Genomic DNA, 22,673 nt, shown 5'->3' with positions numbered 1-22,673 from the left:
TGGTGTTCCATATAAAGTAAGTATTCACTTATTTACATGCGTACCTTTATACAAAACTGGTATTGCCACTGCTATAAGAATCATACCCATAAAAGCGGGTGCGGCATGACCAAGTGATACATAGATTTGACCACCAATGATAGGCCCAATTATTCTTGCTAAAGCTTGAATGGATTGGCTTCCCCCTTGAATCCTTCCTTGTTCACTAGAATCGACAGACTTGGAGAGCATCCCATTGAAAGAAGGCCCAAAGATCGAATCACCAAAACCAAATATAAACATTCCAGCGATAATCAAAGGATAGAATGTGAACAAAGCAGATAGCGCAATAAGACTATAACCTATAATTTCCGAAACCATCCCAAGCGTCGCTATCTGGGCATCACTTAGTTTTTTCAAAAGCTTTGGCATGATGAAGCCTTGGGAAATGATGTCTTGCACACCCATAATTGAAAACATAAGACCGATCAGCGCAGGCGCCCACTGGAAAGTATCTATTGTAAATTGTGAAAAAACGGCTTGTAAAGATCCGTTGGGGATCCAGATCAAAAATGCTGAGACAAGTAGCCTTTTTAAGTTTTTCATAGAAAGCACGTTTACAAGCTGTGAAAATGGATTCAGCCTTACCAAAGTGATTTTTTTCAGTCGATTCTTCTTGTTAAGGCTCTCAGGCATAAAAAAGATTCCATAAACAACATTTAATAAAGTTATTATGGCACCAAAATACATAGGTGCAGAATAATCAAATTTGGAAATCATCCCGCCTAGAGTCGGGCCAACGGCGGAGCCTGCACCTGCAACCGCACTCACCCACCCAAAGTATTTGGTGCGCTGTTCTCTAGGAGTAATATCTGCAAAATATGCGAACAGAGTGCTTATACTTCCGCCTGCTATACCTTCTATTATGCGTCCAGCAAATAGCACCCATAAAGCTCCTCCCATGCCAAAAACGAAGTACCCGATTGCGGACCCCAAAAGGCACACTAAGAGTAATGGACGCCGGCCATATCTGTCGCTCAACGCTCCAAGTCCAGGGGCTGCAAAAAACACACAGACTGCATAAACAGAGGTCAGTAGCGTAACAAATATGGCTTGCTCTCCCGGATTGCTTATATAAGGCTGCACTAAGAAAGGGACAACTGGTGTTATGATGCTGAAGCCTATCCCGCAAAGAAACACAGACATCAGACCGAATATGAATGCCTTTTTATCTACGGCTTGTTCTATGTTCTCTTCATTATGTGATCTTAATTTGAACACTTGAATTCTCTCCTCAAAATTTTTATTTAGCTTCCTAGGAAACAAAAACATCGTATCACTATTTTCCTTCCTTGGCAACAAAATAATAACAATAAAAATGCAGCCCATACTCAAAAGAGTCCGGCTGCCTGTGGTTTGATTTTTATTATTCAAGTTTATTCCGACTTCATATCTAATCCCTGTTTCTTTATTTCTGCATCCAAATGTCTACTATACTTTTCCATAAAGATAAGCATGCCGTCAAATTGTTCCTGGGTTACCTGCTCAAATATGGCTTTATCTCGCTCTTGAAACTCTTTGTGCAGTTCCTCATGAATTTTATAGATCACTTTCCCCTGCTCAGTAAGCTTAAAATAGATTTCTTTCTTGTTATCCGACTTCTGGTAGCTTTCGATAATTCCTTTTTTTATGAGCTTCTTCGTTATTTTGCTTATGGCACCGGTAGTCATATAAAGGGACTCCGCAAGTTTTGTCACGTTAGAATCTACATTTTTTTCAATGTATTCAATGCAATGTACTTCGGAAGGTTTATAACCCTTAAGACTGTCTTCCATCTTATACTTATTAAGCCAAACCATCTTGTTGAATAAATCCCTGAAACCCACCATGACCTGTTCTTCTTTATTCATGGTCTGTCCTCCTTCCTTTTGATGCATTAACAATATTATAATAATTATTTTTTATGTTCTTCTCCATACCCTCTACCTTATCAAAAACAAAAACAGAGTGGTAGTCCTCCTGATGGTAGATCTGCCGTTATAAAAACAGAGCCCTCGAATCTTGAGGGCTTTGTAGAAATAAATCAGCGATTCATTTGAGCAGCTTTATTACGTCTCTTGCATAAATGGAGCATCGCACGCACAGGGCTTGATCAGCATCAGCTTTTGCATAACCCGACAAAAACCTAGTTTTGCTTCACTCATCCGCACCGATATTGACGGCTTTCCCTTTCACGCGAGGTTCTCCGTCGATATCCTCGGTTCCGATGATGGTGTTATCCGTTGAACCGGAATCGATCGCTGGTGACGAAGACTGCAAATGGAAGTCACCATTCGTGGCATTCACAAATTTAGGATCGGCAAACAGTGAATGTGCATCGTTGCCAGTTCCCGATTTGTACGTGGAAAATCCCGTATATTCTTTATCTTTCCAGGTCCAATTAGCCCCCGAACTACCACCAGGTGCAAAATATAAATTATAATCAACAACATTGCCGGAATTTTTGGTATATCCATTGTAGATCAGCACATCAGTCGAATTAGCTACGAAAATATTGTTCTTAATCACGTTGTTTCGTGTATCGTATTGAACCAAAAGCTGGCCACTTCCGTCATCCAATGTATCGTTCTTGTACAACGTATTGTTCAAGATCTTGCAGTTTACCGTTGAGCCACGTTCGTCATCGTAGCCGCCCATAGCGATGCCGGTTAACCGGTTGTTGTATATCACGTTACTGCGGACCATAATATTGCTGGTAGCCTTACTAGCATGCTCGGAGGCAATTTCGACGCCAATATCATTGTTGTAGCTGTAATTCTGCTCGATAATGCTGTCCTTGCCCCCATCCACATAAATGCCGCCGGCCGAGTTGTCATCGCTCTTGTAGGATGGGTTATTTCGAACCGAATTATTGTACACTCGGTTGCCCTTTACCAACCCGTTTCGCACCTGGTCGTAAGTAGTATTCGACGCGGTACCTTCAAAGCCGATCAGATCGATTCCAATGTTGTCGTTATCGTGAATGAGGTTGCTGGTCACTGCAAAGCCATCCACATTACCGTTTAAGACAAGCGATTCGCTGGAGCCGAGCACGAGATTGTATAGTTCATTGCCGCTGATTGTAAGATTGTGAATCGATGCAGGAGCTTTCGTGCCATAAACAGCGATGCCGTGAGCGTCCCGGCCCAGCCGATCCTTTCCAGTTGGGGTGGCCGTGTTTTTGATGTCGTGGATTTTGTTATCGGACAGATTGATGAAGCCCCCTGCACCGTGAACGTAAATGCCTGTAGGTACTGCGTTCTTGGAAGCCGTGACAAAATTGCGGATTTCAAACCCTTGGATGGTAACGTAATCGACATCGTTCAATTCGATTAACCCTTCGTTCCCGCTGACCGATAGGCCAGTTCCGTCAACAATGGCGGTTTCGCTACCATAGCTTGCGAACACTATGGGACCTTGCGATGCAGAGCCAGAGCGGGTGATTTTCAGTTTCTCCTTGTAAACTCCGCCCCGGACATAGACCTTGCTGCCTGGAGGGACTGTGTCGGCCGCATGCTGGAGCGTTTTCCACGGCGCGTCGCTTGTTCCTGCGTTGGAATCGCTACCACTCGTCGCCACATAATATTCGGCACCTGCTGCAGAAGCGGTAGGAGGCTGCGCACTACCGAATGCCAGACCCAAGCCCAAGCTTAAACCAACAAGCAAAATTTTACTGATTGTCTTCAAAAATTCCCCACTCCTATCCTAATTTAGATTTTATCAAACTAACGTTATCATCGATTTACATATTTTTGCAAGCAAAGTACGATCTCGCCGACCGTCAGCTTTCCGTTTTAGGGTTGGCAAAGCTCCATAAGGGTTGGTATTGTAGAAATACTTTTCCTTGGCAAAGAAAATTTATTGAAAATTCTCACTGAAATAAAACGCTTGGAGCCATCTATATAAAGGAACATTATACCTACACACAATGAAAAGACTGCCGATAAATTTCGCCGGCAGCCCTTCTCTCTCAAGTAGTATACTCCTCAATCTGATTCGCTGGATAATTCCTTGAGCGATTTGATTTTACCATGGGGATGCTGTTCTTGCTTTCGTGATTTCCAGGCAGCTTCTTTCCTTCTCTTCTGGTGTGCCATAACAGATATCCTCCTTTGGAAATGGTGAATGTATACTACTTCCTTAAGTTGTCATTTCTCGACTCTGTTCATTCATAAAATTAAATCGTGGGGTTTTATTTTTAGTTAACAGGCATCTCGTTGAAGAATGTGATGTCGTCGATCGGTAGCCGAGTCGTCTGATGCCCCGGCTGTGCTGCTTTACCGAGTGCAATCAGCATGATTGGAATGTACCGGTCTTTGATACCGAACGCTTGCTTAAGCTCGGCCTCATCATAGCCGCCCATAGCGACAGTATCGTAGCCGTGAGCACGTGCGACCAGCATGAGCTGCTGGGATACAATACCGCCATCGATATGAATGACTTTGTGAAGTCTTTCCTCCGGTAACGAAGCATACGCATCAATTGATCTTTCCACGAACGATTTAGCGGTATCTTCCGCCATATAGCCATGTTTTACTGCTTCGCCGAAAACTTCATCGAGCTTCTTATATCCTTCCATATCACCAAGCACAACGATCACCGCTGCAGCCTCAGCAACCTGGGATTGATTATAGGCAATTGGCTGCAGTTTTGCTTTCAATTCCTCTGTCTCAATAACCAAGAAGCGCCAGGGCTGAACGTTACTCGAAGAAGGCGCAAGCGTCGCTTCTTTCAACAGATCCTTAATTTCCTCGTGAGTTAGACGGACTGACTTGTCGTAATGACGCACAGAACGGCGCTCGCGGATGACATCGACGAACAAGGCGGCGCTCTGGCCAGTATGAGTTGAAGTTGACATTATGAATCCTCCTTTTAATAAATACTGTTTTTTATTAAGCACAGTTAAATTCAGACTAAGCGATTAGTCAAGGCTTGAATCCTACTGAAACGAAGTGCCTTGAACAAGAATATTGCGCCTTTGCACGTGCGTATAACTGTGTCTAATATCACACAGATAACCTTAAAATTAACGCTGCGCGCGGCTTGCGTTTAACTGTGGTTTATATTGCACAGTATAAAATCTAAGCAAGCCGCTGTCAACCGTCTTTTTCCAGGTCTATCTAAAGCTTGGCTTCCAGTTGGTTGGCGAGATCTGCAATCGTGTACTTGCTTAGTACCCCGCGTATGCTGTCGTCCATTTCATGGGTAATATCCTCAAGTGTAGATTTCATACATTTACCGAGCGGATGCGTGCCAGCTGTCTCCGTAATACCGAAGGAAAGTCTGCTGCCTGAACGAAATACATCGTACACATCAACCAGTCGAATAGACTCTGCTGGTTTCCAAAGGTGGTACCCGCCGTCACGGCCTTCCCGGGTCCCGATAAACCCTTCCTTGACGAGAACGGAAAGTATACGACGCAGCAGAGAAGGCTCCGACTGAAGATACTTGGCGAGTTCAATACTTGGACAAGCTATGCTTTTGTCCTCCTGTGATAATATAACAAGCGCTTGAACAGCCAGTCCAAACCACTTTGGGTGCTGAGTCGGTGTACAATACTCCTGCTTCAACCTATACTCTCTCCTTCCAGCTTACTCTTAAGTAGTATGAGTAAATTGTACCGAATTCCCTAATATGCTGCAATAGACGAGCTTATATCCAATTTATAAATTTAGATATGATATTGATTTTTAAATGAGAAAATCTCATCAACAGCTTGGCGATATCCACCTGTTTGTCGAAAGGATTCCCTAATTTGGGCAACAGCTTTTTTGAAAGATGGGAGGCTTAACACATGATCTGCGGCTTCACGTAGCTGGTTAGCAGTCAAGCTTTCCATTTGTAACTTAATACCTGCCCCCATATTGGCGACTCGTCCCGCAATGATCGGCTGATCCGCGCTTTGCGGGATTACAATCAGCGGAACGCCGTAATAAAGCCCCTCATGGACACTGTTCATCCCACCATGTGTAATAAATAATTTAGTGTATTGTAGTATATCTGTTTGTGGGACATCATTTTTTACGATGAAGTTTTCAGGAACTTTCCCTAAATCGGAAATGGGGGTTCTCTTCCCGATCGACATGACAATCGTATGCTCCGTGTTCCCAAATGCTTCAAAACAAAGCTTATAGAAGTCAATTGCTTGATTAAAAACTGTACCTAGTGAAATGTAAATTGGATTTTTCCCCTCGATTGCAGTAAAATCGAAGTTTTCTTGCGTTAATCGTGAAGAAATGGACGGACCTACAAATTTATAGGTTTGGTCGAATGCTTCTTCATAAGGTTGAAATTCCCTTGTTGTATATACAATTGTAAGTGGGGCAGGATTACAAAACACTTCGTAAGGTGAATGGATCTCCACGCCATATTTTTCCTTCACCATCGCCGTCAAGTTTTGAAATTTATCATTTATAGATTTAACGATATATGTAGGGATGTGATTGGATAATTGTTCCATATTATGAGCGAATGATTCCTTTGTCTGGGCAAAAGAAGTACACGAGCTGATTGCAGGAAGCTTAAGAATTTGAGCAAGCATACGTCCACAACCAAACATGGAATCATGGACGATATAATCAAAATGCTCTTCTTTGATCTGTTCGAGAACGCTTGGAATGACGATGTCTGCCGTAAGTAACAGACCGTTGGTTCTTTCCAGCAAATAATCCCTTCCACCTGAGATAAAAGCTTTTATAAATTTTTGGTCGTCAAATGTTCGTACTGATGCCCCCGTTTTCTCAATACGTTCCCGAAAAGCTTCAATACAAAAGTATACCACCTCTTCCCCACGCGAAATAAGCTCTTGCACAACACCTATAGTTGGATTGATATGTCCCTCTGATCCACCATTAATAAATAGAACACGTGCCATTTCTACCACTCCTTTGATCATTTTTTTCAGTAAATCTCTAGTGACATTGTAGCTGCTTTCTCAACTTAATATACTTTTAGTCATCTTCGTCTCTATAACTTATTTATTATTCTTTTATTGTTTGTAAGTTGGTTGGCAGCTCTGCAACAAAAAAAGCCGCCTATTTGGCGGCTTTGTATACAGCAAAAGCTTGTTTTCATACTGGACACCGTTGGCTAATATTTAATACTCAAAAGTTGTACTTAATTTTGATGTCGCTCTAATACCATTGGGGCCTTCAATGATAATACGTCCTTGTTCCGTAAGGTTTGACCCTTGCCAGTCAGTGGCCATATCCAGATAATCAAGCCCCGGGCTGTTTCCTTTCCAAGACCATGCTAAATAACCTACGCCCTTTTGCTCAGCATAACTCATAATGGTTGCCTCATCCACATCACCGCTTGTATGCTTGATGCCGAATTCCCCAATCACAAGCGCTAGGTTTTTATTTAGTACATTGTCCATATTGCTTTTTACTGTGGCTGCATTCCCTCCGGCATATTCGTACATATGAATGGAGAACATTGTATTTTTAAGCGGATCTGCATTAAAGACGTCTTTTCCGAAGTCAAAAATAGATTGCGGATACTGTCCCCAGCCTGCACCATCAACAATGATCGTGTTTTTGATGCCAGCATTTCTGAGCTTAGGTATAACAGACTTATAACCTTGCGCCCAGCCTCCGCCATCCCATGTTCCGTACCATTCGTTCGCAATGTTGAGGATAACGGTGCTTTCTTTTCCAATGAGTGCGCTTTTCATTTGAATCCAGTAATTAGCGATATTATCTAATACAGTAGCGTTGTCTGACCCTGTGCCATCATGTACTTCAAGAACAACGACCAATTTGTTTTGCTCTGATAAAGTGATTAAATTTTGTATCGCAGACAGATCATCTTTCGTCCATTGCTGACCATCTGACAGTACGATTCTAATGGTGTTGGCACCAGTTTTCGCAATAGCAGGAATCGCTATAGACTCCTGCCCCTTATACCAAGTATAAGCGTGATTGATTCCTCTCATCACGAACGGGTTTCCCTTGGCATCATAGAGCGTTGTTCCGTTAATATAAAAACCTGTATTTTCAGAAATAGAATTCGTCGTAACCTTTATGATATCGCTTGCTGCTGAAATATTTCCTGCTGCATCCCTGGCTTTAACAGTGAAGCTGTACGTTGTATTGGCGGTAAGCCCCGTCACCGTATAATTTGTCGTGGTGGTTGAATCGACCAACGTTGTTCCATTATACACATCGTAGCTGGTAACCTCTACATCGTCTGTTGATGCGGTCCATGCAAGACTTACCGAAGTGCTTGTTTTGGAGTAGCTTTTCAGGTTTGCTGGTGCCGTTGGTGCCGTCGTGTCCGGGCTTGAGTCAACAAGCGTAAACTTCCACTTCTGCTGATCATTTCCGTTATCCGTCCATTGCTGCACATTTGCCCCGTCATTAGTGTAACCCCCGATTACATCCAGCGCTTTACCGCTAGATTGTACAAGCAGCTTATAATATCCACCGCCGACGTCAATCACTTTCCATTTTTGATTAGTTAAATCGCTGTCTGTCCATTGCTGTACACTAGCACCATCTTCTGAGGCGCCTCCGGCTACTGTTAATGCCTTACCGCTGGATTGTACAATCAATTTATAATATCCGTCGCCAACGTCAATGACTTTCCATCTCTGCCGAGCGCTGCCGCTGTTCGTCCACTGCTGCACCTTCTCTCCATCGGCAGTTGAGTCTCCTGCTTCCAGATTTTTTCCGCTATGCTGTGCCGTTAGTTTATAAGTTTCACCTGAAACAATACTCGTGTTAGCTGCGCTGGTGGTAACATCAATCACATTGCTTGCATCTGAGACGTTACCTGCGGCATCTCTGGCTTTCACGTAAAAACTGTACGCCATGTTGGCTGTTAGGCCAGTAACGATGAAGGATGCCGACGCACTGGACCCTATAAGTTCTGATCCTTTGTAGATGTCGTAACCGGAAACACCTACATTGTCTGTAGATTGCGTCCACTGCAAGCTTACTGTTGTATCCGATACTGAGGAACTAATCAGGTTGGAGGGAGCTGTTGGAGGCGAGTTATCCTCTGGCTGGCCAGCTGAATGCACTTCAAATTCCCAAAGAGAATATCCATAATTGGTAGCCCTTTCAATTCCATTCATTCTTACGTATCTTGCGTCTGTTGCTTCGAAAGATATCTTATCAATTCCTCCGTCTCCAGTCGTGGTGGAATAGACGGTAGTCCAATGATCATGATCCGTCGATATCTGAACTTGATAGGATTTCGCATAAGCGGCTTCCCAGTTAAGCGTAACGCCATTGATTTCAGTAGTGTTACCGAGATCTACACTGATCCACTGCGGATCTGAATATTGTGAGGACCATCTAGTTAGTGGGTCGCCGTCAATCGCAAAATCAGCCGCTTTACTCGCATCTTCAATGGAGCTTGCGGTTGCAGATTGGGTAAGCTTAGAGCTTTCGGAAGCGCTCACATTTTTGATCGGCAACATGCTAATAAGCAGTCCAAACAAAATTAAGCAGGTTATAGTTTTTTTCATTCCCAAACCTCCTATTGAACATAATAAATAACTAATTGGTTAATCCTCTCTCCTAGCTTTCAATTCCATTCTCCATTTTTGAGTAGGGGTAAAGTCTCCTCCCTTCCGGTTACAATTGGGAAAACAAACGTGGAATAACCCTTGAGTAACCGCTTTCTTTTGTAACTGCATTAATATTTCGCTTTAATAGATTCTCCGTATCGTTCCCAGCGATGTAAATTTATCAAAGCGACCTAAAGCATATATATTTTTGTTTTCCAGTACTATGCCTTGGTGATTAAAAAGTTTTAAAACCTGTTTTCCTAACTCCATGGTATGGTTCCTAAAAATGCAAAACAAGACAACTTTCTCTTAGAAGTTGTCTTGTCTAGTTTTGTTTTATTTATATAATTGTCGATTAAACTCGTTATTCTCAGGATTGGAATTTTGTTTACCAGAAATATAAATCGCTGCCCTTGAGCTTGAACATAGCTTCTATGAAAAAATAGTCACCGTAAATGATGGAATGATGATGAGTGGCTGCATGATATGAGGCAGAGCCGTTCTTAAGGATACAGTCACAGCCAGTCGTCCAGTCGACATGTAGCGCCTGCAGCAGTTTTATCGCTGCTCGCAAATATATATCTTTCTCATGCAGCCCTACCACTTTGGCAATCTCGATCAGACCACAGGCGGCAATAGCTGCAGCCGTTGAATCCTCAAGTACGGGTTCCTTGGGCTGTCTGAAATCGACTGGAATAATCCCATTTTGTGGAATATTGGCAATAAAATAATGGGCAACCCTCTTGGCCGTGTTCAGATACTCCTCCTTTTTCGTATGGTTATAGCTCATCATGAACCCGTACAAGGCCCAGCTTTGTCCCCGCGTCCATGAAGATCCTTCCTCGTACCCCTGTCCGCCATAGGTTTTAACCACTCCGCCTACAAATGGATCCAATTCGACAATATGGTTGACGGACCCATCTGCTCTTACAAAAGCATTCATAGTCATGTCCGCATGCTTTATTGCAATCTGCCGGAAACGAGGATCGCCGGTTTCCCCAGAAGCCCAGTACAAGAGCGGAATGTTCAACATACAGTCAATAATGGCCCAGCCTCTGGTATCTTCGCCTTCTAGGTCGTTCCAGGCCCGGATGAATTCCCCTGCCGGATTGTAGCGTCCTGCGAGCAGGTTTGCCGCGTGCATTGCCCGTTTGCGGGATTCTGGATTCTGGGTTAATTTAAAGTTAGCCACACTTGTGGGCAGCCACATGAAGCCTACATCATGATGCAGACCATAATAATTATGGAAGCAGGCATCCAGTTTCTGCTCAGAGATTTCGGCAATGTCCTTGTATTTCGGACTGCCTGTTGCATAGTACATCTGCCACAGCATTCCGCCCCAGAATCCGTTGGTCCACCAGCTTATGCCATCCGCTTCCGTGTGGGTCGGATTACAGACCGATCGGTCATCGTGTTCACCGTCGATTGTTGTATACGGGATTTTGTGTCTTGATTTTTCACTTAGCCAATCCATCTTGGCGATGATTTGGTCCACGATCTCGTTCACCCAAACGGTCGTACTGTTTAAAGTAAGCATGTATTTCATCCCTTCTTTTTTCTCTAATATGAATTCAACCTCAGTCTGTCACGAAAATAATCAAACGTGGGCTTAATCATTAATGCAAATGGGCGTAATCCCCTATTTCCCTTTCTGCGGAGAAGTATGGTCTAGAAAACTTTCCAGAGGAAGATATTCAAAATAGTCAAACCAGGCCTCCTTGCGCTGCCTATCCAGATCTTGAACACAGATTCCGACAAAAGCTCCTGTAAATCCGAGTTTGCCTCCATATTCATCTGATAGTGTGCCAAAGTCCTGTGGATTACATAGGGCAGTCCACTCCTGCCCGTCAGGAGATGCATAGAACATCAAATCCCGGCCATGGATCACGGCTTTCAAATAGTACTGCTTCCAATCCACAACTGAAAGCTGCATTGTCGAAATCTCATCATATTTGCCTGCCTTAGAAAGGACTACACCTAGCGTAACTCCACGGATTTCGTCGCCAGTCACTCGTAAATAGTAGTAATCCCCATCATCGTAGTAGCAAACCAAACCGGCCATTTCATAAAAGCTTTCCGGCTTAAATTCCATGCAAGTTTCCACCGAGCAATGGAAATGCTGGATTGGGCGGGCAACCATGCTTTGATCATGTAGAGAAGCAAGCGATTCTCTTCCGCGTAAGCGCAAGAATCCGGGTCTGTCGGTCAGGCTAGCCCATGAGGGATCGAATGGGACACGCAGACTTTGATACGTAAGGCCAATGTCCTCCCGGTCAAAGTGGTCTCTAGGTTCTTCTGCCGGAAAAGGATGGCTTGGCAGGTTCGGAGCTTCAGTCTCCAGAGCCGGTAATTTGCCGCCATGGCTCAGACATAGCCAGCCATCTTCGGTCCATGTACACTTCTGAATCGCTGTTTCCCTCCCAAGCGGATTCATTAAAGAAGTGCCGGGCAAAGGCCGGGTACACAGATGGGCCATATACCATTCCCCATGCTGCGTTTCAACCAGCGTCCCATGACCCGCCTGCTGCAATAGAGATGTTGGATCATGAGACGTGCTCATGAGCGGAAAATGGGGATCCGTTTCATAAGGTCCGGTCAGATTGCGGCTGCGTGCAAGAGTTACCATGTGCTGAACACCCGTTCCGCCCTCTGCGGTTAATAAATAGTAGAACGCTCCCCGTTTATACAACTGGGGTCCTTCTGTAACGCCTATCGGTGTGCCCTTATAAATTTCGTGAATAGGGCCAATCAAGGATTGAGATATTGCATCATATTCCTGCATGATAATGCCTGAAAAGTTGTTGTGATTTTTTCTGAAGTCCCAACGCATGTTGAGCAGCCATTTACGTCCGTCATCATCATGGAACAGAAATGGGTCAAAACCGCTGCCATTCAGTCTTACTGGCTCGCTCCAAGGCCCCTCAATACTTTTCGAACAAATGATATAGTTATGCAGGTCCTTATACACTCTGCTGCGCGATTTTACATCCGTAAATAGCAAATAAAATAAGCCATCATGATAGGAAATTGCGGGCGCCCAGATCGAACCGGATGCGACATTGCCTCTTAAATTAACTTGAGAGGATTCTGTAAGAGCTCTGGCTGCCAGCCTCCAATGAATCAAGTCATGAGAATGGTGGATTTCCACACCAGGAAACCACTCAAAAGTAGAAGTGGCCATATAGTAGTCATCCCCGACTCGGATAAGAGAGGGGTCAGGATGAAAGCCAGCCAGAATAGGGTTAACAATTTTGTTCATGTCTAAGGAGAACCTCCTGTAGAGTAATTTGTTAAATGAAAGGAAGAAGGATTTTTCATCCTTTTGTGGCCCCTGACGAAATTCCTTTAATGAAGAACTTTTGCATAAAAACGAATGCAATAAGCACAGGAACGACGGACAAGGCGGTTCCGGCAAAAATCATATCCCATCTTGATGAAAACTCCCCGATATATCGATAAATTTCTACAACCATCGTTTTGGGTTCACCAGATGGAAGTACTAGCATTGGCAAGAGAAAATCGTTCCAGATGCCAAGCCCGTTCAATACGACCATACTAGCCGTAACCGGACCTAACAATGGAAATACAATTCTCCAGAAAATAGTGTACCTGCTGCAACCGTCAATCTCTGCTGCTTCTTCAATTTCCTTAGGAATCCCTTTTACAAAGCTTGTGTAGAGCAAGCATCCGAATCCCACAGCGCCTGCGATATAAATAAAAATCGGTCCTGCTAGACTTCCGTAAAGGCCAAGGATTTTAAGCTCCTTGAATAACGGAATCATGTAAGCCTGAAAAGGAATCATCATCCCGGCAAGAAAGTAAAGGAACACGAAATGGGTCCATTTGGCGTTTCTTCTCTCTATCGCATACCCTGCCATCGGAATAATCAAGATTTGCATGACGATAGAAACAACGGTCAAGATCAAACTATTGACAATTGCTTTTGGGAACTCAGTCTCAGTCAACAAATACTTGAAATTGCCCAGATACAGCGAGGTCGGAAATGACATAGCATCGCGCATGATTTCACCATTGCTTTTGAAGGCAGACATCAAGTTAAATAGAATTGGAAAAAAGAACACGATCGCTACTAGCAAAGTAACCACGAACAGGATCAATTCGCCTATTTTTTGGCGTGCTTGCATGCTCATATCAATATTGCACCTCCCTTTTTCGGAGAATTTTCACTTGGATAACGGTAATGATCAATATAATGACAAACAATACCATAGCAAGCGCGGTACCGAAGCCCTGTCTCAATTCGCCAAAGCCTACCTTGTAAATAATGTAGGTCAACGTTTCAGTCGCAAAGCCGGGTCCCCCATCCGTCATAACAGCAATTTGATCGAATATTTTTAGTGCACTGATCATGGAAAGCACCATACATACGGTCATAGAGCCAGCAAGCAAAGGAAAAGTAATATAACGGAACAGCTGCCAGCCATTCGCCCCATCAATGCTTGCAGCTTCGGACAGGTCTGCTGGGATACCCTGTAGCCCTGCCAGATAGATGATCATGTAATAACCTGCACCTTTCCAGACCGTGGACAGAATGATGGACAGCATTGCGTATTTGGGATCTCCCAACCAATCGACAGTCCAGCTTCCAAGTCCGACTGTATCTAGGATTTGATTTACAACGCCAAAATTATAATTAAGGATCATCGCCCATACGAAGCCCATAACGATCCCGCTAAGCAAAGTGGGAAAGTAAAAAATACTACGAAATAAATTTTTGAACCACCTTATCCTATCAACTATCAGGGCCATGGCAATTGCCGCAATGTTTTCCAGAATGACAAGACTTACAGTCATGATGAGTGTGTTCTTAAGCGCATTATGAACCCGGGGGCTATTCCATATCTCAACAAAATTTGCGAAGCCAATAAATCGGATATTCTCGCTTATTCCATTCCAAGAGGTAAGGCTGAGATAAACACTACCTAGGGTAGGAACGATAACAAACAAGGTATACAGTATTAATGATGGAAGTATAAATATTATGGCAAAAGGGTGCTGCTTTTTCTTTTTTTGGTGAGCTGTCACTGTAGCAATGCGCCCTTCTGTTGAAGCTGTGGGTGCTCTCATACAATCCAATCCTTCCTATAAAGAGGAACCACTTAGGAAGTGATTCCTCCAAAGGTTTTATTTCACATCGAATTCGCCTTCACCTGATTGTCATATTCCGTGTCCACCTGCTGCATATAAGTCTTGACATCTCCGTCGTTCACGACCATCTCCTGCAGCTTTTTGTAGAACCAGTTGCGGAACTGAGGCTGTATCAAGTTTTTTCCCCACCAGTTATTAATGGCCAATGACTTCGTAACATTCGGATCATTCATCAAATCAAGAGCCACTTGCATGGCTTCCCCGGTCTTATACTTGACTTTCTCTTTCGTAGACGGAATTCCATTAATGCTCGCAAGATACTGCGAATATTGCTCTGGCTCGAAGAAAAAACGAATAAATTTTTTGATCGCCTCTGTTTTCTCAGGATCCTTGGCTACTTCAGCGGACAAGGACCATCCGGCAGGCGATGGAAGCCCTATAATATTCACTTTGCCCTTGCGGTCAGGCACCGCATAGAAGCCATATTCAAAGTTCGGATCAGCTTCTTCGATTTGCGAAAACATCCAGGTTCCAGAGTACAGTTGAGCAGCTTTGCCTGTAATCAGAAAAGAAGCTGTTTGATTGTCAGGAGTACTAAGCCAACCTTTATCCACATAGTTTTTGAACAGTGCTTTATAATCCGTCATCGCCTGTATGACATTTTCATCCGTAAAGCTGACTTTCTTGGCTGTTTTCTTGGAATTCCAGTCCGGATCTTTTGAATACACATCATCAATAAGAAACTTGTTTACCCAAAATCCCATATGAAAAATGTCTTTGCCGCCAACCACAATCGGGGTCATCCCAGAAGCTTTCAATTTTTCCTGGATGGCAATGAACTCGTCATACGTTGTAGGAAGCTTAGTGATCCCCGCATCTGCATATGCTTTTTTGCTGTAAATAATGCCTTGGGGTGCATTCATTGATAAAGGTGCATTCCACACTTTACCTTCTACTTCCGGAGGTGAATCTAGCAGCTGCACTAAGTCTGAAGGCAGCTCAACGATTTTGCCCGCATCAGCAAAAACTTCTGTGTCCCGCATCTCTACCAGATCAGGAAACTCACCAACCGCATCCTTCGTTTTCAACCAATCGAGGTAGGAGCTGCTGGAGTTTTCACTGTAATCCTTTACTTTAATATCAGGATTGGCCTCCATGAATCTTTGGATGGTATCAGCTATCGCTTTTTTAGCAGCTGGATCTCCTGAGGCATATCCGATGGTAAAGCTCACCTTCTCCCCCTCATGATCCGACCTCGTTCCATTTGTATCGCTGTTGCTCCCACTACAAGCTCCCAAGAACATGGTCGTTGTAAGCACTAATGCAGTTAACGTAAATTTTGCCTTTTTCAGCATAGCTACTGAACCCCCCTCTTTAATGTAATAAAAGCTGTTGAAAGCGGCTGTGTCGCATAGGTAAGCGCTTTCGTTATTTAGAATAACATTGGCTGGTTTTTACTTGTATGAACTTTTTTAAGCCTCATATGGGGGGAATTTAAGAATGAAAAAAGAACGGACGAGTCATCCGCTCTTGATGCAGTCTTTACTTTTCAGGGATAGGAAAGCAGAGCAGCACAGACGTTCCAATATTTTCATGACTGCTTACGGATAGCCCATATGGTTCTCCGTACATGGATCGTATTCGCTCGTGCACATTCTTTAATCCAACGGATTTGCCGGGAGAGGCAGGCTTATTCAGGATTTCGGTTATACGCGCCAATGTCGCTTTATCCATGCCTACACCATCATCATAAATCGTAATCGCTAGATTGGTATCCCTCTTTTCTACAGTGACCGCGACGGTGCCTCTTTTCTTCATCCTTAGCCCGTGCTGGATTGCATTTTCTACGATTGGCTGCAAGGATAATTTTAAGATCGGCCAATCCATTTGAATATCCTGAGAAATATCGCAGCGGAGTGCATATCTGTTCTCATAACGGACCGAAATGATATAGAAATAATCATGCAGGTGTTCAAGCTCTCTAGAGAGCATTACACGGTCTTCACCGTAGTCAATGACGTATTTCAATTGATTCGCCAGGGAATGAATCATATCAGCGACCTCATCCGCCTCCTTATCCACTGCATTCATCCGTATAACTTCTAAAGTATTATAGAGATAATGAGGTCTGATTTGGCTTTTTAGTGCATTCAGCTCAGTTTGCTTTTGCTTGATTTGAGCTACATAGGCCTCATCGATGTGTGCTTGAAGACGTTCGACCATCCGGTTAAAACCTTGGGTCAATCTGCCCATTTCATCGTTGCTGTTCACTGGGAGATTCATGTTCAATTTTCCAGATTCCACGACTGCCATTTGCTGGATCAGATTTCGGATGGGCGAAGCGAGACGGCGGGAGAACCAGGTACCCATAATAATCAGCACTAACGAGCAGATCAGAATCGCAATATATACGGTAGCCCTCGCGGAAAAAAGCTGATCAAACAACCCCTCGCGATGAATGCCAGCAATCAGCCTACCGTTTAGAAAGGGGATTTCCTCCTGCAACACCAGCATTTCATTTTTATTAGAATTCAATAATAATTTCTCATTCAATCTGGCATCTAAATGACCGAAGTAAATATCCTCCTTGCCATCGATCAGTACCAGTTCATCTTGGTCTCCAAGGTAAAGCTCACTTAAAAACCGATTAAACATAGACTTATCGATATCCAGAAACAGCGTACCCACCACTTTATGTTCATGCTTGAGCGGGCCTGAAGTATCGATCAAATTTCGCGCTATGGTAAAAACATCGCGTCTTGCGCCAGTAAAATATTGGTCCTGATGTGTTGGAAAGATAGCCACCTTTGAAGGCTGGCTGCTCATTTTCTCTTTCCACTGACGGAAAGGGAGGAATTCGCTTCTAAGTCCCCTATTCTCCCTTTCTTGATAATAGATTTTTTCGTCAGCTTCCCGTACAAAATAAGCCCCTGTAATATAAGGATCGCTATATAGTACGGTTTTCAGAAATGAATCGATAGGAGTCGAATTAATCTGCTCAAGTGCATTGACATTATAGGTTTGGTTCCGACGTATATTATCAGATAATCCTTCATAACGAACGTTATACATAAGCTTGGAAATATCATTGTACTGCTGGAAGGCTGAATTGATATTGTAGCTCATGTACATCACCATTTGCTGTAAGTTGCTGGTTGTATATCGCTCCACATAACCGGAGAAAATCTGCACTGAAAAGAAGCTGAGAGCAAATAAAGGAATAAGGCCAACCAAAATAAAAGAAGCAGAGAATTTAATGAATATGCTTTTGGGTATCGGTATCCATGAACGCATGAAGGAGCACCTACTTCATTATGATTGTGGTTGGCGGAAGGATTGCCGATACTCTTGCGGCACCTTGCCGAACTTTTTTTTGAACATATCGCTAAAATGCCTCACATTGTTATATCCTACTTGCTCGGCAATTTCATACACCATCAGGTCACTCTCTATAAGCAGCTTGAGAGCATGCTTCATTCGCACCTCAGTGACGTGGTTTTTAAAATTTTGGCCGGTATGCTTCTTGAAGAAGCTGCTGAAATAGTAAGAGTTCATATAAAAAAGAGCAGCCATGGACTCCAGTGTTATATTACTTGCATAATGCTCCTCGATATAGGCCTTAATCTTGATAAGCAACGCACTTTCTTTCCCTGTCAGCTTACTTGCAAGCTGCTGCAGCATTTCTGATAAAATCTCCTCAACAACATAAGCAACATCGGCATAGGAAGGACAGGGCATCAGTTTTTCCAGCAAGGCACCTTGATTGGTACTAATGTATTCTACTCCTCCCCCGATCTCTGTAAGCTCCTGATTGACAGTCAAGATAAAGTTGTAAACTCCCGAAATGGCCAGATTCTTATTCTCTCCGGCTTGAATCCTGATCTGCTCAAGTAACTGCTTTGTCAATAACTGAAGCTGTTCCTTCTCCTGGATAATCAGCACTTTTACCAAATCAGATTGAAGCTCTGTAATGGTTTTGTTCTCTGCCTCAGTCCTTGTGAGCTGATCTCCATACCGAATGACCTGATTCATTCCTATAAAATAATTTAATTTAAGCGCTTTCAAAGCAGAGTGATAGGACTTCGTTGTTTCTTCAATGCTTGTTACGCTGAGCCCTATACCGCACGAAACGCTCACTTTTAAATAGCTGTTAATTTTACGGTGAAGGTCAATGGCCAGTTGAAGAGGATATTCTCTCTGTTCATGTTGGATTAGAATTACAAAGTCTCCTTCTTTCTGAACCAGCAATCCATTGCCCGCGTTCACTTCCTGATCTAATGTCTCTCTAATAATATTGGATAAGGCAAAGTTTACTAGATTACGTTCCCGCTCCTCCCACCGTGAGCTGTTGATATTTTCATCAATCTCCAGCACGCACACGGTAGTCAATCGGCTTATTGCTATGGCTCCCATTTGCGTAAGTACGGTGAGTGTTTTTTGCTCCCCATCCAGCAACCCGTCAAGCAACTGTTCTATTGTTGTCGAGCGATTCTTTTTTTCGTAATAAGTCAACATCTCTTTATTGCGCTCACCGTTGGATTCTTCCCGGAGGATTGAGGCTGCTTTTCCTATTACCTTTTCGAGCTGATTTTTATTGATAGGTTTTACCAGATAATCGAGCGCTCCTAACTGAATAGCTTGACGGGCATAGACGAATTCTTGAAAAGCGCTGATAAAAATAACTTTGGCATGTAACCCTTCTTCATTTAATTCTGAAATAATATCAATGCCGCTGCCACCTGGCATGCTAATATCGCTGATAATGAGGTGAGGTTCATGTATACGTATCAGATCGCGAAGCTCTTTCCCATCATTAGCTTCACCTACAATGGTAATCCCAAGCTCTTCCCAAGAAATCAGTTTTTTTAAGCCGCGTAATATGACAGGTTCATCGTCTGCAAGCAATAATTTAATAGTTTTCATAGAATAGGTCCTCCTTGCTTGAGCTTATTACTTGTTTGTATGTTCTTAAGCCGTCTTTTTGCTTCATAAAATATCATGCAAATGAGTGTACATCAATGAACTTATTGCATCTTTATGTGTGGCTTTTTTAACCAATTGTTTGAATATGCTGTTCCTACTTCAAAAGGATCAAAGAGAATACGCTCCAGTTGCAGACTCCAACTAATAGTTGTAGGTGCAGTGGAATTCACCAGTTTTTCTGCACATTTTTCTAAAAAAAACAGCATACCTCTCCTTCTCCATTCTGCTATTGTGTTCTTGACTGAACAGTAAAGGAGGAGATTTTCTGAATAGAATGTATAAACTATACCAAATGAGTCTGTGGAGGCGAATGACAGCCGTTTTTTCTGCACTGATTTTTGCTGCCATATGTATGCCTTGGTCGCCTGCATCTGCTTCGTTGTCTACAATGGAACAGCCGATCGCAACCGATGCTGTAGAAATGGTGGAAACAACCAACAACGGATTTCTGCATCCCGGGATCGGAGTAACCAAGGACATTCTTGAAAACATGCGGGCACAAATTATGGCGAAGCAGGAACCCTGGTATTCGTATTATAAGGCCATGTTGGTATCGTCAACCACCTCAAAGTCGATTACATCCAGCAACCAAAATCCTATGGAACCAACGAAACCGGCCAGTGATGCTTTTAACAGCCAGAGTTTTAACTCGCGATTTATATCCGATGGTTTGAAAGCGTATACACAAGCGCTGCTATATTATATTTCAGGCGATGAAACCTACCGGGCTAATGCTATGCGCATTATTCGCATTTGGTCACAAATGGACCCTGCGAAATACGCCTATTTTACCGACGCTCACATTCATACTGGGATTCCGCTGAACCGGATGGTAACGGCCGCAGAGATATTACGGTACTCCAGTTGCAAGACAGAATCCTTGAAGTGGACGGACCAGGATACGACCAATTTTAGCAACAATCTTATTATCCCGGTTACGGAAACGTTTCTTCACGATAACAATCATTTCATGAACCAACACACCTATCCCCTACTGGGAGCCATGGCAGGATATATTTTTACAGACAACACCAATAGATATGAAGAGGCTGTAGAATGGTTTACTGTGAACAAAACGGCAACGGATCAAGGAATTAATGGTTCAATTAACCAACTATTTCGTCTGGTAGACACCAATTCTGTAACGGGAGAGAAACTGGATAAACCGGTCATCCAGCACGTGGAAATGGGCAGGGACCAGGCTCATGGCGCGGGAGACATTACGAATGCAGCAATTATTTCCCGTATGCTTCTTGCCCAAGACACCAAGATAGACCCCATAAAAGGCACGGTATCAACCGCTCCGAATGCGGTCGATATTTTTGATTTTCTGGATCACCGAATTCTGACGGCAGCCAATTATTTTTGGCAATACATGTTGGGATATGATACCCCGTGGACCCCAGTTGTTTATACCATGGATGCGAGCGGTCATCCGATGGGCATTTATAGGGCGATATCCGATTTTTATAGAGGTAGAATGAACACCGCCCAGTTTTGGGACATATACTACTATTATACTTACAGCAAAAAAATCAACCTCTCGGAGAAAGCGCCGTACTTTTATGAAGCGTTCACAAAACGTATCCCACCAAATTATTATTATAAAGGTGCACTATCCAAAGCATGGGAGAGTCCAGATGGAGGCGGTGATTTCTGGTTGTATATTCCTCCGGCAGCCGTTTTGGAGGGGTCAAATAATGTCCCGAAGGAAATGACGAGTGATGCTATAGTAGAAATCGAAGACCGATATACAGCTCTTGATAGCCATTCGATAACCAAGCAGGAAGGTCCAATTTCCTATGTGGAAATTACAGCAACAGGCGAGGGCAGTACAATTGTGCCTTTGAATCTTTCCTTCGGTCAGCGAACCTCCACCAAACTCATCGGTCTTAAAATCAGGACCCAAGGAGTCGCAACTCTTGAACTAAGTAAAGAAAAAAACTCTGCCCCTTTCCATACGATTTCGCTGCCGGATACAAAAGGACAATGGAGATATGTCACCTTTGATATGTCCATTGACAGAGTTTCATATGCGGAGATAGATGAAAACTATAGTCTTATGTACATGAAGGTAAAGGGAAACGGTGCCCAGGTAGACCTGGATCACTTCCATGTCCTGGCGGGTAGCCAGTTGTCCGTGCCAGCGTTTGCCTCCGGTTCATCCACGCTGAACCTATTTACGTATACAGGTGGAAGGATCAACGCAGATTTTTCTGCTACGGATTCGAGCGCTTCCGATGTCATCACTTATGAGATGGCAGATGGGCCTACAGGTGCCATCTTGGATGCCCACACCGGAGCTTTCACTTGGACTCCCACGCAAACTGGAACAAGCTCTTTTATCATCGTAGCGAGCGACGGAACTTCATTAGCTACGAAACATGTAAAGATTGAAGTGACAGCTGACCGACCATCTGCCGTTACTGCAGCTACCACCGGATATAATCTGGCTGAGAGTTATGTGTCGGCCTCCTTTGCGACTTACACAAATGCATATATAGACGTTACCAATCATATTGCAACGGATACAGATGCAGCGTTTTATGTAAATTTGCAAACCGCTCGTGAGGCAGTAGAAGGATTAGAGCTTCTAAATATCACTTTGCCGGATGGAAGCCTCAACTTTGTGAAGATGCTCTCTACGTCTTCCTTCGGCAATTATTTATCAAGTCTTACAGATAATAATGACAACAGTTATGTCGCTTATGGATTGGCCTTGAATCAGTACCACACCCTTGACTTCGGAAGCAAGTTTAAAATCAATGCGCATGTTTTCGAGGTCCAAGGCAGAAGAAGTTTTCCCGAGCGGATCTCCGGCCTTGCCGTGTTTGGTTCGAATGATGAGGAGAATTGGACCCGTTTGACAGACCAGATCACTGTTCGAACCGAGGAAAAACAGCGGCTCTACGTAAGGGATGAATATAAAAATACCCCTTTCCGCTTCTTCAAGCTGGCCATGATCGAGCCACAAAGCACAATGTTTGAGATCAGTGAATTACGAATTTTCGGTCAACGTCATGAATTTTAAGTAAAGTGCCCCATA

General features: G+C 43.5%; 16 protein-coding genes. 1 reads left to right on the top strand and 15 read right to left on the bottom strand.

Annotation, left to right across the window (positions count from 1 at the left end; genetic code table 11):
* Nucleotides 1-24: 24 nt before the first annotated feature.
* The 15 genes from ABEW32_RS18555 to ABEW32_RS18485 form a co-directional block, all read right to left on the bottom strand.
* Nucleotides 25-1,260: an MFS transporter gene (locus ABEW32_RS18555; protein WP_430190455.1), complete on the bottom strand. Its 1,236-nt coding sequence runs from the start codon at nt 1,258-1,260 to the stop codon at nt 25-27.
* A gap of 155 nt (nt 1,261-1,415) precedes the next feature.
* Nucleotides 1,416-1,889: a MarR family transcriptional regulator gene (locus ABEW32_RS18550; protein WP_430190357.1), complete on the bottom strand. Its 474-nt coding sequence runs from the start codon at nt 1,887-1,889 to the stop codon at nt 1,416-1,418.
* 286 nt (nt 1,890-2,175) lie between these two features.
* Nucleotides 2,176-3,705 (bottom strand): right-handed parallel beta-helix repeat-containing protein, encoded by a 1,530-nt coding sequence (locus tag ABEW32_RS18545; RefSeq protein ID WP_430190354.1) that lies wholly within the window; start codon nt 3,703-3,705, stop codon nt 2,176-2,178.
* Between the two features lie 299 nt (nt 3,706-4,004).
* Nucleotides 4,005-4,115 (bottom strand): DUF6254 family protein, encoded by a 111-nt coding sequence (locus tag ABEW32_RS18540; protein WP_430190351.1) that lies wholly within the window; start codon nt 4,113-4,115, stop codon nt 4,005-4,007.
* Nucleotides 4,116-4,216: 101 nt separating this feature from the next.
* Nucleotides 4,217-4,876, bottom strand: a complete 660-nt coding sequence (locus ABEW32_RS18535; RefSeq protein ID WP_430190348.1) for a nitroreductase family protein — start codon at nt 4,874-4,876, stop codon at nt 4,217-4,219.
* A gap of 262 nt (nt 4,877-5,138) precedes the next feature.
* Nucleotides 5,139-5,588, bottom strand: a complete 450-nt coding sequence (locus tag ABEW32_RS18530; RefSeq protein WP_430190344.1) for an RrF2 family transcriptional regulator — start codon at nt 5,586-5,588, stop codon at nt 5,139-5,141.
* Nucleotides 5,589-5,689: 101 nt separating this feature from the next.
* Nucleotides 5,690-6,892: a macrolide family glycosyltransferase gene (locus ABEW32_RS18525; protein WP_430190452.1), complete on the bottom strand. Its 1,203-nt coding sequence runs from the start codon at nt 6,890-6,892 to the stop codon at nt 5,690-5,692.
* A 222-nt stretch (nt 6,893-7,114) separates the two neighbouring features.
* The gene (locus ABEW32_RS18520) at nt 7,115-9,493 is read right to left on the bottom strand and encodes a cellulase family glycosylhydrolase (protein ID WP_430190341.1); all 2,379 of its coding nucleotides are present in this window, start codon (nt 9,491-9,493) and stop codon (nt 7,115-7,117) included.
* Between the two features lie 430 nt (nt 9,494-9,923).
* Nucleotides 9,924-11,072, bottom strand: a complete 1,149-nt coding sequence (locus ABEW32_RS18515) for a glycoside hydrolase family 88 protein (RefSeq protein ID WP_430190338.1) — start codon at nt 11,070-11,072, stop codon at nt 9,924-9,926.
* Between the two features lie 102 nt (nt 11,073-11,174).
* Nucleotides 11,175-12,794, bottom strand: coding sequence for a glycoside hydrolase family 43 protein (locus ABEW32_RS18510; RefSeq protein WP_430190335.1), 1,620 nt, complete (start codon nt 12,792-12,794; stop codon nt 11,175-11,177).
* 55 nt (nt 12,795-12,849) lie between these two features.
* Nucleotides 12,850-13,680 (bottom strand): carbohydrate ABC transporter permease, encoded by an 831-nt coding sequence (locus tag ABEW32_RS18505; RefSeq protein WP_430190449.1) that lies wholly within the window; start codon nt 13,678-13,680, stop codon nt 12,850-12,852.
* 7 nt (nt 13,681-13,687) lie between these two features.
* On the bottom strand, nt 13,688-14,350 hold the full coding sequence (locus ABEW32_RS18500; RefSeq protein WP_430190332.1) for a carbohydrate ABC transporter permease: 663 nt from the start codon (nt 14,348-14,350) through the stop codon (nt 13,688-13,690).
* Nucleotides 14,351-14,685: 335 nt separating this feature from the next.
* Nucleotides 14,686-15,999, bottom strand: a complete 1,314-nt coding sequence (locus tag ABEW32_RS18495; RefSeq protein WP_430190330.1) for an ABC transporter substrate-binding protein — start codon at nt 15,997-15,999, stop codon at nt 14,686-14,688.
* Nucleotides 16,000-16,186: 187 nt separating this feature from the next.
* Nucleotides 16,187-17,938 (bottom strand): cache domain-containing sensor histidine kinase, encoded by a 1,752-nt coding sequence (locus ABEW32_RS18490; protein ID WP_430190328.1) that lies wholly within the window; start codon nt 17,936-17,938, stop codon nt 16,187-16,189.
* 18 nt (nt 17,939-17,956) lie between these two features.
* Nucleotides 17,957-19,567, bottom strand: a complete 1,611-nt coding sequence (locus tag ABEW32_RS18485) for a response regulator (protein ID WP_430190325.1) — start codon at nt 19,565-19,567, stop codon at nt 17,957-17,959.
* A 334-nt stretch (nt 19,568-19,901) separates the two neighbouring features.
* On the opposite strand from ABEW32_RS18485, the gene ABEW32_RS18480 reads away from it, so the two are divergent.
* Nucleotides 19,902-22,658 carry a putative Ig domain-containing protein gene (locus ABEW32_RS18480; protein WP_430190322.1) on the top strand — a complete coding sequence of 919 codons (2,757 nt, stop codon included), beginning with the start codon at nt 19,902-19,904 and terminating at the stop codon, nt 22,656-22,658.
* Nucleotides 22,659-22,673 lie beyond the last annotated feature (15 nt).

The sequence above is a fragment of the Paenibacillus jamilae genome (assembly GCF_050482105.1).
Lineage (GTDB): Bacteria > Bacillota > Bacilli > Paenibacillales > Paenibacillaceae > Paenibacillus > Paenibacillus jamilae_B.
Note: the sequence above shows the minus strand (reverse complement) of the source record. Positions and strands in the feature narration are given on the sequence as shown.